The sequence below is a fragment of the Nonomuraea sp. GTA35 genome, assembly GCF_041950525.1.
In the GTDB taxonomy this organism is placed as follows: domain Bacteria; phylum Actinomycetota; class Actinomycetes; order Streptosporangiales; family Streptosporangiaceae; genus Nonomuraea.
Map to the genome: position 1 here is coordinate 61,384 of NZ_JBGNUV010000023.1, position 16,819 is coordinate 78,202.

Here is a 16,819-nt window from a genome sequence, read left to right on the forward strand (position 1 = left end):
TCCTGTTGCCGCCAGGGCAATGTCCCTTAACGGGGATAGTTGAAAGGCGTACGTTTGACGCATGGCTGCGACCCCGGAAACGGTGCACTGGCGCGGCGTGCACCACCTCGCCCTGGTGACCGCGGACATGGACGCCACCGTGCGCTTCTGGCACGGCGTGCTCGACGCCCGCCTCGTCACCACCCTCGCCGTCCCCGCGTTCAGGCACTACTTCTTCGAGGTGGGCACGGGCAACACCGTCGCCTTCTTCGAATACGCCGACCAGGAGCTCGACAGCTTCGCCAAGCCGGCCGGGGTGCCGTACGCGAAGGCGGCGCAGTTCGACCACCTGGCACTCCACCTGCCCGACGAGGACGCGCTGCTGCGGCTGCGCGACCGGCTCAAGGCGCACGGCTGCGAGGTGACCGACGTCATCGACCACGGCTTCCTGCGCTCGATCTACTTCAGCGACCCGAACGGCATCGCGCTGGAGGCCTCCTGGTGGACCGTCGACCCGACGGGACGCCCGGTGGACTACGCGGACGAGCGCCTGTTCGCCGACCCCGACCCGGTGCCCGCCGTGCGCGAGCTGCGCGAGCACGGGCGGCTGCACCACACGGTCGCCACCCGCCTGGTGGACGGCATCGTCGAGGACCTGCGCCGCGAGGGCATCACCCTGGACTCCTGACCGGGATGGGTTCACGCTCGTGCTACCGGATCCTTTCGTCGGCAGGAGGCGTCGTGAAGAAGGTCACCATCCTCGGCCAGGAGCCCGCCGTCATCCTGTTCATGGTGAACGCGCTGGTCGCGCTGCTGGTCGCGTTCGGGCTGGGCCTGTCGCAGGTGCAGGTCGCGGCGATCTCGACGATCGCCAGCGCCATCGTGTCGATCGTCGTCACCCTCATGACCCGGCCCATCGTGGTGTCGGCGCTGACGGGCGCGGTGACCACGCTCATGACGGCGGTGGCCGGGTTCGGCCTGGAGCTCACCGCGGACCAGATCGGCGCCACGGTGACGGTGCTGTCGCTGGTGCTCGGGCTGGTGCTGCGGGCCAACGTCACGCCGGTGTCGGGGCCGGTGCAGCCGCAGATCGACGCCGAGCTGATGCGCAGGCCGGCCGGACAGCCCTGACCACGGCACCGGTACGGGTGGCACGTCCGTACGAAGACCTCGACGGTTGATCACGCCAGGCAGGCGTGCAGCGCCTCGGCGAAGGCGGCAGGGGAGCGCAGGTAGCCGACGTGGTCGCCGGGCAGCTCCACGGCCTGCCTGCCGAGGTGCTCCGCCACGGCCAGCGCGGCCCGGTGGAAGAGCGTGCCCCTGTCGTCCGCCCCGTACGCCACGACCAGCGGGGCGCCGCGCAGCGCCGCCGCGTCGGGCACGTAGCGGCTGAAGGCGCGCAGCTCGTAGCGCAGGTTCGGCTCGGCGTTGGCCGCCATCCTGGTCAGCATGTCGCGCACCCATGCCGGGAGGCCGGGATCCGGCGGGCCGGGGGCCATGAGGCCGGTCTCCTCGCCGATCCGGCGCATCGCCGCGCCTGCCCCTTCGCGTTCGAAGAGGCCGAGAGCCTCGTCCGTCAACCGGCTCCAGCGATCGGCGTCGGGCAGCAGCTCGCAGACGGGCGGCTCGTGCGCCACCAGCCGCCGTACCCGGTCGGGCTGGCGGGCCAGCAGGTCGAGCGCGATCAGCGCGCCCGCGTGGGTGGCGAAGACGTGGGCGGGCGCGGAGCCTGCGGCCTGCAGGAGGCGTAGCGCGTCGTCGGCGTGCCGCTCGACGGGCCGCTCGCCGAACGGCTCCGACAGCGGGCTGCGGGAGTAGCCGCGCCGGTCGTAGGTGATGACCGTGTAGCGATCGGACAGGACCTCGGCCAGCGGGGCGGCCATCGCTGGGTCCGTGCTGCCGCCGAGCATCACCAGGAGGACCGGCCCCGAGCCGCGAACCTCGTAGAAGAGCCTGGCGCCGGGAACGTCGAGCATTCCAGTGTCCATGGTCAGCTCACTGTAAGCGGGGCGTGTTCGTTGGCCAACTCGGATGTGGCGGCTTTACGACAAGTCGGGATGTGGCCACGCCGATTACCTGGACACCGCCAGTTCAGGATGGCTAGGAATTCGGTATTCGTGCTTACCGATTCTCTGGAGGTCGTCCATGCGTGGCTTAAGGCGGGGGATGGTGGTGGCCGTCGCGGCCGTCATGGCGGCCTCGCCGCTCTCGGCTCCCGGCGCGTACGCCGCCACCGCTCCGGCGGCGGCGTTCACGCCGGAGGCCGAGGGCGGCGAGATCACCCTGATCACCGGTGACCGGGTGCAGGTGCGGGCCGTTGGCGGCGGGCACAGCACGGTGACCGTCACCCCCGCGCCCCGGGCCGACGGGTCGGTGCCGGCGTTCCAGGTGCTGGAGACCGAGCGCGGGGTGACGGTCATCCCCGACGACGTCGCCTCCCTGGTGCCCGAGCGGCTCGACACCGAACTGTTCAACGTGACGGCGCTGGCCGAGCAGGACTACGGCGCAGCCATCCCGCTGATCCTCACGTACGCGTCGCCGAACGCGACCAGGGCCGCGCTGCCGGCCGTCGAGCAGGTGCGCGCGCTGGAGAGCATCGGCGGCGCCGGCGTGCGGGTGGCGGCGGTGGACGCGGCGGCGTTCGGGGCGGAGCTGGCCAAGCTGGCCGCCCCGGCACCGCGGACGCGGGCCGCCGCGCCGCTGGCGGGCGTGGCGAAGGTCTGGCTGGACCGCGAGGTGCGAGCGGTGCTGGAGGACAGCGTGCCGCAGATCGGCGCGCCCGAGGCGTGGGCCGCCGGGTACGACGGCACCGGCACCACCGTGGCCGTGCTCGACACCGGCGTGGACGCCACCCACCCCGACCTCGCCGGCAAGGTCTCCGACCAGCGCGACTTCACCGGCGAGAACACCACCGCCGACCCGCACGGCCACGGCACCCACGTGGCGGGCACGGCCTCCGGCGTGGCGCCCGGCGTGCGGCTGCTCAACGGCCGGGTGCTGGGCGCCGACGGCTACGGGCAGCTCTCCTGGATCATCGACGGCATGGAGTGGGCGGCCGCCGAGAAGCACGCCGAGGTCGTCAACCTGAGCCTGGGCAGCCCGGAGGCGGGCGGCCCGCTCACCGACGCCGTCACCCGGCTCACCCAGGAGCACGGCACGCTGTTCGTGGTGGCCGCGGGCAACGACGGCTGCGACTCGTGCGTAGGCGCCCCCGGCGACGCGCCGGCGGCGCTGACCGTCGGCGCGGTGGACGGGCAGGACCGGCTCGCCCCCTTCTCCAGCAGGGGCCCGATCCTGGCCGACCAGGCGGTCAAGCCCGACGTCACCGCGCCGGGCGTGGACATCACCGCCGCCAGGCCGGGCGGCGGCCGGGTCGCCATGTCCGGCACCTCCATGGCCACCCCGCACGTCGCGGGCGCGGCGGCGCTGCTGCGCCAGGCACGCCCCGGCATCACGGGGAACGAGCTGAAGTCCCTGCTCATGGCCACCGCCAGGGCGGGCGGCGACATCCCGGTGGACGCGCAGGGCGCGGGCAGGATCGACGTGGCCGCCGCGATCAAGGGCTCGGTCGTCGCCTCGGCGGGCTCGCTCCACTTCGGCAGGCTCACCACGGGCGAGGAGAAGACGCTCACCATCGGCTACCGCAACCTCGGCCGGACCCCCGCCGAGCTGCCGCTGGCGGCCGGCGACGCGTTCACGGTCGAGCCTGCCACGCTCACCGTCCCCGCGGGCGGCACCGCCGAGGCGAAGGTCACGATCAAGGCGGGCAAGGCGGGGGCGCTGCGCCAGGAGCTGACGGCCGCTGGCACCCGCACGCTGCTGACCGCGAGCGTGGACGACAAGCGGGTCGAGCTGCGCGTCCGCGGCATCGCCAGGGACGGCCGCCCCGGCCGCGGCGGCTTCACCGTGCTGAACCTGGACGAGGGCACCCTCGTCGGCCGCGTGCTCCCCGGCGACCCCGCCCAGCCCTGCACCGACGCCAGGTACGGCTCCGGCACCTGCCTGCTCGTCAAGCCGGGCACGTACTCGGTGCTCGGCCACATCTTCACCATGCCCGCCACGCAGGACAGCACCGCCACCGGCAAACCGCTCAACGAGAGCCTGCTCGGCGACCCGGAGATGGAGATCACCGGGGACACCGAGGTCGTGCTCGACGCCCGCAAGGCCGTCGAGGTCAAGGTCGAGACCCCCGACCACGAGACCAAGCGGAACACGGGGGCCGCCGCCGCCCTCATGTGGTACCGCGCCGGCGAGCAGGGGAGCGCGCTGCGCGGCGGCACCACGATCTCGCCCGGCGGGCAGGTCGAGGAGCGCCTGTTCGTCCAGCCGACCAGGAAGGTCACCAAGGGCACGTTCGTGGTCGCCACCCGCTGGCGGCTCAAGGCCCCGGAGATCGCCTTCTCCACGCCCGGCCTCAAGCTGGCGCCCGAGTACGTGGACCCGGTCCAGTTCAGCGACTTCTCCACCGAGTACCCGCGCCTCGACGGCACCCGCCTGCTCCTGGCCGTGGACGCGGGCCGGGGCAGCGCCGAGGAGATCAAGGCCCGCGACCTGCGCGGCAAGCTCGCCGTCATCCGCCGCACCGACGGCGTGCCGGTCTCCACGCAGTCGAACGCCGCCGCCGCGGCCGGGGCCGCCATGGTGGCCGTCTACAGCGACCGCCCCGGCTCCGACGTCACCACCGGAGGCAACGGGGTCAAGCTGGCCGTCCCGACCGTGCGGCTGACCCACGAGGAGGGGCTGAAGCTGGTCGAACGGCTGCGCCGCCTCCCGGTGCCGATCGCGGCCGAGGGCATCGTGGCCAGCCCGTACGTCTACGACCTGTACCTGCGCGAGCAGGGCAGGGTCCGCGACTCGCTCACGTACGTGGTGCGCGCCAGGTCGCAGGCCAGGATCGAGACCGGCTACCACAGCCAGCTCGCCGGCGACATGACGGCCAACGAGGCCCGCTACGTGTTCGAGCCCTGGGACACCATGTCGATCTCGACGAACCACCCCATGGCCAAGGCGCCGCGCACCCGCGTCGACTACGTCACCCCCGACCCCGGCCTGCGGTGGAGCACGTCCGCGGCCACGCCGGAGCGCCCCTACAACAACATGTGGCCGCACCAGGACACCGTGCGGGTGGCGGTGTCGGCGCCGGAGATGCGCTCGTACGAGGCGGGGGAGCGGGTCGGCCGCACCGTGTTCAAGCAGCCGTTGCTGCCCGGCGTCAACCCGCGCAACCCGGTGCGCAGGGAGGGCGACAAGCTGCGGCTGTCGATGCAGGGCTTCGTGGACGCCGGGGGCAACTACGGCGAGGCGTACACCAGCCAGTTCGAGCGCGGGCTGAAGACCGACTTCCGGCTCTACCAGGGCGACACGCTGCTCTGGCAGACGAACTACCTGCCTTCCGGGTCGGGCACGCTGGCGCCGGAGAAGGCCTCGTACCGGATCGAGTACGACGTGGCGAACGAGTCGGAGTGGGCGAAGCTGTCCACCCGCACGCGGGGCGTGTGGACGTTCGCCTCCCAGCGGGAGACCGCCGTGGTCCCGCTGCTGGTGGCCGCCTTCGACGCGCCCGTGGACCTGACGAACCGGGCCGGGTCCCGCAGGCTCGGCCTGACGCTGCGCCACCAGGAGGGGGCCGAGCAGAGCGCGATCGGGCGCGTGTCGCTGGAGGTGTCGTACGACGACGGCGCGAGCTGGAAGCCGGCCCGGCTGCGCCCGGCCAGGGGCGAGCGGGCCTACGAGACGACGCTCGACCGGTCGCGCTCCGGCTTCGTCTCGCTGCGGCTGAACGCCTCCGACGTGAACGGCAACACGCTGACGCAGGAGGTGATCCGCGCCTACGCCCTGCGCTGAACGCCGTGCAAGAGGGTGTCGATCACCTTCGCGGCGATCGTGTCAGGGTCCTGACCCGCTGGGGGAGTGCCGTGCGCGGCCTCCCCCAGCAGCGCGAGGTAGACCTGCCTGGCCCAGACGAGGTCGGCGTCCGGTCCGAGCAGCTTGCCGAAGACCTCCTCGCACAGCGACATCACCTCCGCCTGCACGGCCTGCGCCTCGGCGCTGAGCGGCACCGGCCGGGCCAGCGTGAAGCGCCAGGCGGGCTTGATCTGCAGGATGCCGGCGGTGGCCTGGTGCAGCGCGACCAGCGGGGGAGCGGTGTGCGGGCGGGCGTCGTGCACCGCCTGGAGTATCTCCCGCCACGCGGTCACCTCCATGGCCTCGATCAGCGCCTCCCTGCTGGCGAACCTGCGGTGCACGGTGGCCCTGGCGACGCCCGCCGCCTCGGCGACCTGCTCCATCGTGGCCACCGGGCTGGCGCTCAGCACGTTCTCCGCCGCCGCCATGATCGCGCGCATGCTGCGCTCGGCGTCGGCCCGCATTCTCACCATGGAAGGAACACTACCGCCTAAAAGTGAGACGAAATATTGCAGTTCGCTGGAGATCTGCTACTTTCTTGCTCATGACAACCAAGGGAACCGCTCTCGTCACCGGCGCGTCCTCCGGCCTCGGCGCCGCGTTCGCCCGCAGCCTCGCCGCCCGCGGGCACGACCTCGCGCTGGTCGCCAGGTCCGCGCCGGCCCTCGAAGCGCTGGCGGACGAGCTGCGCCGCCACCACGACGTCCGCGCGGAGGTCATCGTCCAGGACCTGTCCGCGCCCGACGCCGCCTCCCGGGTCGCCGAGGAGAGCGCCGCCCGCGGTCTCACCGTCGACCTGCTCGTCAACAACGCCGGCTTCGGCACGGCGGGCCACTTCGACCGGATCGCCGCCGAGCGCGAGCACGACGAGCTCATGGTCAACGTCGTGTCGCTGGTGGGGCTGACGCACGCGTTCCTGCCGTCGATGCTCCGCCGCGGCTCCGGTGGCGTGATCAACGTGGGCTCCACGGCCGGGTTCAACGTGGCGCCGTACTTCGCGACGTACGCCGCGTCCAAGACGTTCGTGCTCAACTTCAGCCTGGCCCTCTGGAGCGAGCTGCGCGGCAGCGGCGTGAAGGTCCTCGCCGTCACGCCCGGCCCGGTCGAGACGGCCTTCTTCGACCGGATCGGCACCAGGAAGGCCGCCATCGGCGCCACGCCCGCCACCCCGGAGTCCGTCGTCACGGCCGCCCTGCGGGCCTTCGACCGCGACCGCGGCTACGTGGTGCCCGGCCGCGGCAACTTCGCGATGGCCCACCTGATGCCGCGCCGGCCCCGCAAGCTCGTGGCCCTCCTGGGCCGGCGCGTCACCCGCCAGGTGGCGGACGAGCTCACGCCCAGCGTGGCTCGCTGACCCGGCTCCTGCGGCGGCCGGCGACCGGGCTCGGCGGCGATGCGGGGGGCGTCGGCCGGCTCGCTCACGCCGGCGGACGCCCTGCGCTCAGCCCACCGTCACGCCGGCGGACGCCCTGCGCTCAGCCCACGGTCACGCCGGCCGGCACCCGCGCGGGGGCGGCCAGCGGGGCCCGGGTGAGCATGGCCTGGGCCAGGCTCGCCTTGACCAGGGCCGCGCCGCGCACCACCGGGACCAGCGTCAGCGCGAACAGCACGCCGATCGCGGTGTTGAAGACGACGAACGTCGTGTCGCCGCCGCCCAGGCCGAGCAGCTCGGGCAGGCTCCGGTCCACGCCGGGGATGGCGGCGATGATCCAGCCGTACAGGGGGAAGGTCAGGCCGGCCAGCGTGCCGATCCACCAGACGGCGGCGACGACGGAGGCGGCCAGCGAGATCGGGAAGGCGAGGATGCCGTACAGCAGGTCGAGCACGGCCTGCCCGCCGGCCAGCGGGTTCATCGTGCGGCGGAACCAGCCCGCCCAGGCCGGCGCGGGCCGGTACGGCGGGCGGGCCACGGGGCGGCCGAGCACGCCGGGCAGCGCGAACCGCTCGAAGTCGGCCAGGTTCCTGGCCGCGGCGGCGGTGGCGGCCAGGATCGGCAGGCCGACGAACACGACCGCGGTGCCCAGCCCGGCCGAGATCCCGGCCACGACGACGGCGAAGTGCAGGACGGCCATCGGCAGGCCGAGCAGGGTGTAACGGGTGTCGGTGGCGAGGCGGTGCCGGAGGGTTGTCATGGGGACGACGCTACGGGCCGGGCCCTCGCCCGCTCGATCCTGCGCGCGGCCCAAGGGATGGTAGGGGCAGCCCTACTACCGGAAGCCGCGATCGTCGCGGTCGCGGCGGAAGGCGTCCAGGCGGTCGAAGTCCAGCTCGTGCAGCGAGACGGGGGCGTCCGGCGGGCCGGTGAAGAAGCCCGCGGGCGTCCGCGGGCAGGGGTTGGCGAAGCCGGTGACCCCGGCGCAGGGGTGGCCGTGGTAGGTGGTCTCGTGGTGCCAGTCGCTGACCGCCACGTACGTCATGAACTCGTACGCCCGCGCCACGCTCATGTGCTGCCACAGCTCCCGGGCCGGGGCGGGGCCGTCCCAGCGGGTGACGGAGAAGGCGGGCACGAGCACGGCGTCGAGCCCGTCGTGCCCGGCCAGGCCGGCCGAGTACCACAGGTCGGCGCAGAGCAGCACGTGCAGGCGGCGGCCGTCCAGCTCGAAGCCCGCGCTCGGCCGGCCGGGGCGCACGCCGGAGCGCAGCTCCAGCCCGTACGGATGCACCTTGTCGTACTCCAGCAGTAACGTGCCCCGCCCGTCGAACACCGCGCCCCGGTTGACGGGCCCGTCGTAGTGCGAGCCCCCGACGACCGTCATGCCCGAGCCCTCGGCCAGCGCCCGGACCCTGGCCAGGTAGTCGGCGCGGGGCAGGCTGGAGCCCGCCAGCTCGGGCAGCAGCATCACATCCCCGGAGGAGGAGCCGAGCAGCTCCTCGACGGCGTCGAAGTTCGCGTGACCGTCGGGGGACCAGTGCGGGGGTTGAACCAGGAGGATCTTCACATCTCTACTGTGACCGGCCGGGGATGGCGGCGAGCAACTCCCGGGTGTAGTCGTCGGAGGGATGGTCGAAGATCTCCTGCGCGGTGCCGCTCTCCACGATCCGGCCGCCGCGCATGACGTGCACCGCGTGCGAGATCATCCGGACGACGGCCAGGTCGTGGCTGATGAACAGGTAGCTGAGCCCCAGCTCCCGCTGCAGCTCGGCGAGCAGCTCCAGGATCTGCGCCTGCACCAGCACGTCCAGCGCGGAGACGGCCTCGTCGAGCACGACCAGCTCCGGCGACAGGGCCAGGGCGCGGGCGATGGCCACCCGCTGGCGCTGTCCGCCGGACAGCTCGTGCGGCAGCCGCCCGGCCAGCGACGCGGGCAGCGCCACCTTCTCCAGCAGCTCGGCCGCCGCCTTCCGGCGCTCGGCCGCGGTGCCGACGCGGTGCACGCGCAGCGGCTCGGTGATCGACTTCTCCACCGTGTAGCGGGGGTCGAGCGAGGCGTACGGGTTCTGGAAGACGGGCTGGACCCGGCGGCGGAAGGCGAACAGGTCCTTCCTGCCCAGCGCGGTCAGGTCCGTGCCGTCGAAGCGAATGCCGCCCGCGGTCGGCGCGTCCAGGCCGAGCAGCAGGTTCGCGGTCGTCGACTTGCCCGAGCCGGACTCGCCCACGATCGAGACGGTACGGCCGCGCGGGACGGCGAACGACACCCCGTCCACCGCCGTGAACTCCTCCCCGGTGCCCCTGATCGGGAACACCTTGCGCAGCCCCTCCACCACGACCAGATCGGGCTCCTGCCGGGGAGGCTCGCTGACGCGTACGGACGACAGGCTCGGCACGGCACGCAGCAGCCGCCTGGTGTACTCGTGCGCCGGGTCGGACAGGATCCCGGCCGCCGGGCCGGTCTCGACGATCTCGCCCTGGTACATGACGGCCACCACGTCCGCCCGCTCGGCCGCCAGCGCCAGGTCGTGCGTGATGAGGAAGACGGCCGTGCCCATCTCGGCGGTGAGCTGCCCGAGCTGGTCGAGGATGCGCCGCTGCACGGTCACGTCCAGGGCCGAGGTCGGCTCGTCGGCGATGAGCAGCCTGGGCCGGCAGGCGAGCCCCATGGCGATCAGCGCCCGCTGCCGCATGCCGCCGGAGAACTCGTGCGGGTACTGCCCGATGCGCTGCTCCGGGTCGGGGATGCCCACCATGTCCAGCAGCTCGACCACGCGGGCCCGCGCCGCCCTGCCCGTGGCCACGCCGTGCACCTCCAGCGCCTCGGCGATCTGGTCGCCGATGCGCATGAGCGGGTTGAGGTTCGACATGGGGTCCTGCGGCACCAGCCCGATGCCGGCGCCGCGGATCGCGGTCATCTCGCGCCGGCTCGCCCTGGCCAGGTCGCGGCCCTCGAACAGCACCTGCCCGCCGGTGATGCGGCCGTTGTCGGGCAGCAGCCGGTTGACCGCGGCGGCCGTGGTCGACTTGCCGGAGCCCGACTCGCCCACCACGGCGACCGTCTGGCCCGGCTGGATCTCCATCGAGACGTTCCTGACGACGGTGACGTCCCGCTTGCGGGTGCGGAAGGCGACCGAGAGGTCGCGGATCTCCAGGAGCGGGCTCATGCGGTCCCCGATCGGTGTGCGATGTCCTGCAGCAGGGCGGTCCAGAGGTCGTCGGTGGGCGTGGGCGTGCCCTCGACGAGCAGGCGGTTGCTCGCCAGCGCCAGCGCGATGTCGCGGCCCGGCACGAACCCGACCGCGCAGCCCACGTGGCCGGGGTGGCCGAGGACGGTGACGGTCTCGCCGGGCAGCTCCAGCGCGTACCTGCGGAAGCCCAGCGCCTGCTCCTGGTCGGGGCCGGGGGAGAGGAACTCGCGGACGACCTCCGGCCGCCACAGGTGGTCGTACTCCTCGTACCTGGACAGGGCCAGGCCGTACTTCAGCAGGTCGGGCACCGTCGAGAACAGGCCCGCGTGCCCCGCGACGCCGTCGAGGGCGTGGTAGGCGTTGCCGTCGGCGACCTCCCCGAGCACCGGCTCGGTGCGCCAGCGGGCGAAGTCGCCGCTGCGGTAGGGCACCGGGTACGGGCGGCCGGTGTCGAGCATGGTCATCTCGACCCGGTCGTCCAGGGCGCTCATGGCCACCTCCGAGCCCGCCGGGCGGGCGTAGGTGGTCGAGGTCAGGCCCAGCGGCCGGGTGACCAGCTCGGCCAGCGCCCGGTCCAGGCGCAGCCCCGTCACCTGCGCGACGATCCTGCCCAGCAGGATGAAACCGAGGTCGGAGTAGTGGCGGGCGCGGCCGGGGCGGTAGCGGGGCGGGGGGAGCTGCGGCTGGATGTAGAGCGGCCACCACTCCCACAGGCCGCCGCGGTGCAGCAGCAGGTCCCGCACGGTGATCGCCTCGTACGACTTCGGCAGGTACGCGCTCAGCGGCGCGTCCAGGTCCACCAGCCGGTCGGACACCAGGCGGATGAGCATCGTGGTGGTGGCCACGACCTTGGTCACCGAGGCGAGGTCGTGGTAGGTGTCCATGGTCATCGGCGCCGCCCCGCCGCCCTCCCCGGGCACGGTCCGGTGGCCGGCGCACTCGTCGAGGTCGAACCAGGGGGTGCGGGCCGCCATGATCAGGCCGGGTGGCGCGTTCATGCCAGCCTCAGGGCTCGTGGCGGGGTGGTGACCGGCGCGGGCAGGACGAGCGGCCCGGCGCCCGGGGTCAGCGTGCCCAGGATGCGGGCGCTCGCGGCCCCCGTCCCGCCGGGCACCGTGCCGGGCAGGCCGTGCGCGGTGAGCCAGCCGATCAGCGCGAACGCGATCGCCTCCTTGTCGTCGGCGGGCGCGCCGAAGTCGTCGGACGGCGACACGCTCACGCCGGGCAGCGCGGCCCGCAGCCCCTCCATGACGACGGGGTTGCGGCATCCGCCGCCCGAGACGACCAGCGCGCCGACCGCGGCGGCCCGCACGTCGTGCGCGACGGTGCGTACGGTCAGCTCGGTCAGCGTCGCCACCAGGTCCGCGTCCCCGACCGTCACCCCGGCCCTGGCCAGGGCGGACTCCACGTACGCCAGGTGGAACAGCTCCTTGCCCGTGCTCTTGGGCGCGGCCAGCCGGTAGTACGGCTCGTCCAGCAGCACCTCCAGCAGCCGCTCGTGGACCCGCCCGGACGCGGCGATCCGCCCGTCCTCGTCGAACCCGCGCGGATGCAGCCCGCGGCTCGTCACCACGGCGTCGATCAGGGCGTTGGCGGGCCCGATGTCGTAGGCGTACAGGGTGTCGCCGCGCACCACGGTCATGTTCGCGATGCCGCCCAGGTTGAGCGCCCCGGCCCCGCCCTCGTACGCGCCGAGCAGCAGCCCGTCCAGCACGGACACCAGCGGCGCCCCGTGCCCGCCGGCCGTGATGTCCCTGATCCGCACGTCGGACAGCACGGGCGCGCCGGTCCGCTCGGCGATCCAGGCGGGCTGCCCGATCTGCAGGGTGCCGAGCGCGTGCGCGCCCTCCACCCAGTGGTAGACGGTCTGCCCGTGCGAGACGACCAGGTCGACGGGCCCGCCCGCCTCGATCGCCACGGCGGCGGAACCGGCGAAGCTCTGCCCGATGAGCGTGTCGAGCTCGCACACCTCCGCCAGCGTCGTCGGCGCGGGCGGCATCGCCGCGATCAGCCGCGCCCGCAGCTCCGCCGGGTACGGCGTGCTCGCCGTGTGCAGGACCCGGCCTTCGAGCACGCTCCCGACCAGCTCGAAGTCCACCACGGCGACGTCGATCCCGTCGTGCGAGGTGCCGGAGATCATCCCGAGAACTTTCATGACAGCTCCCCCAGAGCCGCGCGCAGCCGCCCGCCGGCCGCGGCCAGCCGGGCCTCCGCGTCCTGCGGCGACAGCTCGAAGCGGGCGGCCACGACCGCCTGCTTGACGTTGAACCCGTTCGCGTCCAGGGCCGCCAGCGCCTCCTCGCGCCCGCTCCCGGTGATCGTCCGCACCATGCGCACGGCCCGCTCGCGCAGCTTGCCGTTGCTGGCCTTCACATCGACCATGAGGTTGCCGTACGTCTTGCCCAGCCGCACCATCACGATCGTCGAGAACATGTTGAGCACCAGCTTCTGCGCCGTGCCCGCCTTGAGCCGGGTGGAGCCGCTGATCACCTCGGGCCCGACCAGCACCTCGACGGCGTGCTCGGCCGCCGCGCTGAGCGGCGTGCCCGCGTTGCACGACAGCCCCACGGTCAGCGCGCCGAGCTCGCGCGCCCGCCGCACGGCGGCCAGCACGTACGGGGTGCGCCCGCTGGAGGCCACGCCCACCACGGTGTCCAGCGGACCGATCCGGGCGGCGTCCACCGCGGCGGCCCCGGCCTCCTCGTCGTCCTCGGCCCCCTCGCAGGGGGAGACGATCGCGCTCTCGCCGCCCGCGATGATCGCGAAGACCTGCTCGGGCGGCGTGGAGAACGTCGGGGGGCACTCGGAGGCGTCCAGCACGCCCAGCCGTCCCGGCGTGCCCGCGCCCACGTAGACGAGCCGGCCGCCGGCCTCCATGCGCGCGGCCGTGGCCTCGATCGCCGCCGTGATGCTCGGCAGCGCCGCGGCGACGGCGGCGGGCACCGTGGCGTCTGCCGCGTTCATGGTCGCGGCCAGGTCGCCCACGCTCATCGTGTCGATGCCGGCGAAGCGCGGATCGGCCGACTCCGTGGTCAGTTCTGAGAGATTCACCGGCTACCTCGGTTCCGGGGGTCGAGAGTGTCACGCAGGCCGTCGCCGAGCAGGTTCAGCCCCACCACCAGCAGCACGACGACCACGCCTGGCGCGATCAGCGTCCACGGCGCGATGAACACCAGGCTGCGCGCCTCGAAGATCATCGAGCCGAGCGACGGCGCCGGCGGCGGGGTGCCCAGGCCCAGGAAGCTCAGCGACGCCTCGGTCAGCACCGCCCACGACAGCGACAGCGCCACCTGGACGACGATGATCGAGGTGATGTTCGGCAGCACGTGGCGGAGCATGATCTGCCAGCGGCTCTGGCCGGTGGAGACGGCCGCCTTCACGTACTCGATCTCCCTGAGCGAGAGCACCGGGCCGCGCGTGACGCGGATGAAGATCGGCACGTACACGATGGCGATGGCCACCGCGATCGTGAACCAGTTGCGGTCCAGCACCGAGGCCAGCGACAGCGCCAGCAGCAGCGGCGGGAACGCGAACAGCACGTTCGTCACCCCGCCGATCGCGCCGTCGGCCAGGCCGCGGTAGAAGCCGGACACCAGCCCGCCGAGCGTGCCGACCACGGTCGCGAACGCCACCGCGACCACCGCGATCAGCGCCGAGTTGCCGACCCCGGAGGCCACGCGGGAGAACACGTCCCGCCCGAACTGGTCGGTGCCGAACAGGTGCTCGCCCGACGGCGCCTGGAACCGGGACGGCGGATGTTGCGCGATCGGGTCGTACGGCAGCAGCCCCAGGTACGACAGCACCGCCACGACCGCCAGCAGCCCCAGGATCACGATGCCCGTCACCGCCGCTGGACTGCGCCTCATGACGCCCTCACCCGCGGGTCGATCACCCGGTAGAGCAGGTCGGTCAGCAGGTTGACCAGCACGAACGCCAGCGCGATCACGAGCACCGTGCTCTGCACCACCGCGTACTCCTTCTGCTGGATGCCCAGCAGCACCTGCCGCCCGATGCCGGGCACGGAGAAGATCTGCTCGACCACGACCGCCCCGCCCAGCAGGTAGCCGAACTGCAGCCCGGTCATGGTCACGATCGGCACGAGCGCGTTGCCCAGCACGTGCCGCGCCTGGAGCCGCCGCTCCGGCACGCCCTTGGCGCGGGCGGTGCGCACGAAGTCGTTCGAGCGCACCTCCAGGACGGCGGTGCGGGTGGTGCGCAGGATCGGCGCCGCGATGCCGAAGCCCAGCACCAGCGCGGGCAGCAGCATCTGCTGCAGGTTGAGCAGCGGGTCCTCGACGAGCGTGGCGAAGCCCTGCCCGTTGGGGTTGAACCCGAACGACGCCGCGAAGATCGACAGCAGCGTCGTGGCCAGCAGGAACGCCGGGATCGACAGCCCCGCCAGGCTCACGACCTGGCCGGCGGCGTCCCTGGCGGAGTTCGTCCGGGAGGCGGCCAGCATGCCGAGCGGCACCCCGATCAGCAGCGCCAGCACGATCGACAGCACGGCCAGCTCGAACGTCACCGGCAGCGCGTGCAGGGTCAGCTCCAGCACGCTCTGCTGGGAGCGGGCCGAGTAGCCGAAGTTGCCGGTGAACATGTTGCCCAGCCACGAGAAGAACTGCGTGACCAGCGGCTGGTCCAGCCCGTAGTACTGCTCGAGGGCCTGCCGCTGGGCCGGGGTGAGCGCGGCGGCCTCCGTGCCCAGCCCGGCCGTGATCTGGTCGCCGGGCAGGGCGCGCAGCATGACGAAGACGACCACGGCCACCCCGAACAGGATGCCGACCGTCTCCGCCACGCGCCGCAGCGGCCGGTTGCGCAGCAGCCTCATCCGACGGAGGTGGTCCGCAGGTACTGCAGCGAACCGCTGGCCATCGGCACGAAGCCGGTCACGTTCGCCGTCGTCGCGGTGTAGGTGTAGCCCGAGAACAGCCAGATCCAGGCGGCGTTGGCCTCCAGGTGCTCGCCGGCCTTGTCGTAGATCGCCTTGCGCGCGGCCTGGTCGGTCGTCGCCTTGCCCTGCGCGAACAGCTCGTCCAGCTCGGGGGAGCTGTAGCCGGCGACCTTGTTCAGGTTGCCCTTGCTGGTGAAGTAGCGGCCGTAGGAGCCGTCCGGGTCGGGCCGCCCGCCGTTGAGCGCGACGGCCGCGTCGAAGTCGGCCGCCACCCAGCGGTCCACGAACGCGCCCGACTCCAGCACCTCCAGCTCCAGGTTGATCTTCGCCTCGGCGAGCTGGGCCTTGAGGTTCTGGGCCTCGTTGACGGAGGTGGCGTACTCGCCCTGGGACACGATCGTCTTGACCGTCACGCCGCCGGACTTGCCGGCCTTGCCGAGGTACTCGGCGGCCTTGGCCAGGTCGCGGTTCGGGCAGGGGCGCCTGTTCGGGTCCGACTTGAACGCCGGGGCGGTGATCGGCCCGGTCACCTCGCCCTCGCCGAGCGCGGCGGTGTCGAGCACCTGCTTGCGGTCGATCGCGCACTGCATCGCCAGGCGCACGTTGACGTCCTTGAGCTCGCCGCGCTGCGCGTTGAGCTGGAGCACGTGGTAGTTGAGCTGCGGGGTCTTGGCCACGGTGATCGTGCCGCCGCCCTCGGCGGTCTGCGCGACGAGCGGGTCGTTGAAGACCGCGAGCTGCACGTTGCCCGACTGCATGGCCGACACGATGGACGACTCGTCGGGGATCACCCGGAACTCGACGGAGGCGGACTTCGGCTTCTCCGCGCCCCAGTACTTGTCGTTCCTGGTGAGTGTGATCGACTGGCTGGCCACCCGCTTGCCCAGCGTGAACGGTCCCGTGCCGTTGGGCGTGGCGTTCAGCTTCTCCTCGGTGTCGTCGGAGGAGAGCATGGCCATGTTGACCGTGGCGAGGTTGGCGGGCAGCGCGGCGTCGGGGCCGGTCAGCTCCAGCACCACCGTGCTCGCGTCGGGGGCCTCGACGGACTTCACCGACGCCAGCGACGCCCGGGCGACGGCCGCCGTCTTCTCGTCCATGATCTTGTCGAGGGAGAACTTGACGTCCTTGGAGTCGAACGCGCTGCCGTCGGCGAACGTGACGCCCTGCCGGAGCTTGAGCGTCAGCTTCTTGCCGTCGTCCGAGGGCTCCCAGGACTCGGCGAGGCCGGGGACCACGTTCAGGTCCTTGTCGAACTCGGTGAGCGTGCCGTACAGGTTCTGCAGCACGTTGACGGCCGTGAACTGGGTGGCCTTCCAGGGGAAGAGCGTGTCGGGGTCGGAGGTCACGCCGACCACCAGCGTGCCGCCCCCCTGACCGGCCGGCTTGCTGCTGGGGGCTGGCCCGGAGGAGGACGAACAGGCGGTGAGGGCGAGGGACAACGCGGCGGCGAGGCCGGCCGCGGAGAAGGCGCCACGGGGCATGTGG

At 72.9% G+C, this 16,819-nt stretch carries 15 protein-coding genes; 4 read left to right on the forward strand and 11 right to left on the reverse strand.

Features of this window, described 5'->3' with window-relative positions:
* The first annotated feature begins 61 nt into the window (after positions 1-61).
* A complete protein-coding gene (locus ACBJ32_RS54680; protein ID WP_357876067.1) occupies positions 62-667 on the forward strand; it encodes a VOC family protein in 606 nt (201 codons plus the stop codon).
* Positions 668-720: 53 nt separating this feature from the next.
* Complete coding sequence (locus ACBJ32_RS54685; RefSeq protein ID WP_375133597.1) at positions 721-1,110, forward strand: hypothetical protein; 390 nt, start codon at positions 721-723, stop codon at positions 1,108-1,110.
* Between the two features lie 50 nt (positions 1,111-1,160).
* Here the strand turns inward: ACBJ32_RS54685 and ACBJ32_RS54690 are convergent, their stop codons facing one another.
* On the reverse strand, positions 1,161-1,967 hold the full coding sequence (locus ACBJ32_RS54690; RefSeq protein WP_375133598.1) for an alpha/beta fold hydrolase: 807 nt from the start codon (positions 1,965-1,967) through the stop codon (positions 1,161-1,163).
* A gap of 157 nt (positions 1,968-2,124) precedes the next feature.
* Here ACBJ32_RS54690 and ACBJ32_RS54695 point away from each other — a divergent pair, with 157 nt between their 5' ends.
* The gene (locus ACBJ32_RS54695; protein ID WP_375133599.1) at positions 2,125-5,823 is read left to right on the forward strand and encodes a S8 family serine peptidase; all 3,699 of its coding nucleotides are present in this window, start codon (positions 2,125-2,127) and stop codon (positions 5,821-5,823) included.
* Here the strand turns inward: ACBJ32_RS54695 and ACBJ32_RS54700 are convergent.
* The gene (locus ACBJ32_RS54700; RefSeq protein WP_375133600.1) at positions 5,808-6,356 is read right to left on the reverse strand and encodes a TetR/AcrR family transcriptional regulator; all 549 of its coding nucleotides are present in this window, start codon (positions 6,354-6,356) and stop codon (positions 5,808-5,810) included. The genes ACBJ32_RS54695 and ACBJ32_RS54700 overlap by 16 nt on opposite strands.
* 71 nt (positions 6,357-6,427) lie before the next feature.
* Between ACBJ32_RS54700 and ACBJ32_RS54705 the strand changes: the two genes are divergently transcribed.
* Positions 6,428-7,237, forward strand: coding sequence for an SDR family NAD(P)-dependent oxidoreductase (locus tag ACBJ32_RS54705; RefSeq protein ID WP_375133601.1), 810 nt, complete (start codon positions 6,428-6,430; stop codon positions 7,235-7,237).
* Positions 7,238-7,358: 121 nt separating this feature from the next.
* Here ACBJ32_RS54705 and ACBJ32_RS54710 read toward each other — a convergent pair whose 3' ends face one another.
* The 9 genes from ACBJ32_RS54710 to ACBJ32_RS54750 form a co-directional block, all read right to left on the reverse strand.
* The gene (locus ACBJ32_RS54710; RefSeq protein ID WP_375133602.1) at positions 7,359-8,015 is read right to left on the reverse strand and encodes a sensor domain-containing protein; all 657 of its coding nucleotides are present in this window, start codon (positions 8,013-8,015) and stop codon (positions 7,359-7,361) included.
* A gap of 75 nt (positions 8,016-8,090) precedes the next feature.
* Entirely contained in the window at positions 8,091-8,822 is a 732-nt protein-coding gene (locus ACBJ32_RS54715; RefSeq protein WP_357876052.1) for a carbon-nitrogen hydrolase family protein, read from the reverse strand.
* A gap of 4 nt (positions 8,823-8,826) precedes the next feature.
* Entirely contained in the window at positions 8,827-10,419 is a 1,593-nt protein-coding gene (locus ACBJ32_RS54720) for an ABC transporter ATP-binding protein (protein ID WP_375133603.1), read from the reverse strand.
* Positions 10,416-11,441, reverse strand: coding sequence for a serine hydrolase domain-containing protein (locus tag ACBJ32_RS54725; protein ID WP_375133604.1), 1,026 nt, complete (start codon positions 11,439-11,441; stop codon positions 10,416-10,418). The genes ACBJ32_RS54720 and ACBJ32_RS54725 overlap by 4 nt, the downstream gene beginning before the upstream one ends.
* The gene (locus ACBJ32_RS54730) at positions 11,438-12,598 is read right to left on the reverse strand and encodes an anhydro-N-acetylmuramic acid kinase (RefSeq protein ID WP_375133605.1); all 1,161 of its coding nucleotides are present in this window, start codon (positions 12,596-12,598) and stop codon (positions 11,438-11,440) included. The genes ACBJ32_RS54725 and ACBJ32_RS54730 overlap by 4 nt, the downstream gene beginning before the upstream one ends.
* Positions 12,595-13,494 carry an N-acetylmuramic acid 6-phosphate etherase gene (gene murQ, locus ACBJ32_RS54735; protein ID WP_375133606.1) on the reverse strand — a complete coding sequence of 300 codons (900 nt, stop codon included), beginning with the start codon at positions 13,492-13,494 and terminating at the stop codon, positions 12,595-12,597. Before murQ ends, ACBJ32_RS54730 begins: the two co-directional genes overlap by 4 nt.
* Complete coding sequence (locus tag ACBJ32_RS54740; RefSeq protein ID WP_357876042.1) at positions 13,491-14,309, reverse strand: ABC transporter permease; 819 nt, start codon at positions 14,307-14,309, stop codon at positions 13,491-13,493. The genes murQ and ACBJ32_RS54740 overlap by 4 nt, the downstream gene beginning before the upstream one ends.
* The gene (locus tag ACBJ32_RS54745; protein WP_375133607.1) at positions 14,306-15,271 is read right to left on the reverse strand and encodes an ABC transporter permease; all 966 of its coding nucleotides are present in this window, start codon (positions 15,269-15,271) and stop codon (positions 14,306-14,308) included. Before ACBJ32_RS54745 ends, ACBJ32_RS54740 begins: the two co-directional genes overlap by 4 nt.
* Entirely contained in the window at positions 15,268-16,815 is a 1,548-nt protein-coding gene (locus tag ACBJ32_RS54750) for an ABC transporter substrate-binding protein (RefSeq protein WP_375133608.1), read from the reverse strand. Before ACBJ32_RS54750 ends, ACBJ32_RS54745 begins: the two co-directional genes overlap by 4 nt.
* Positions 16,816-16,819 lie beyond the last annotated feature (4 nt).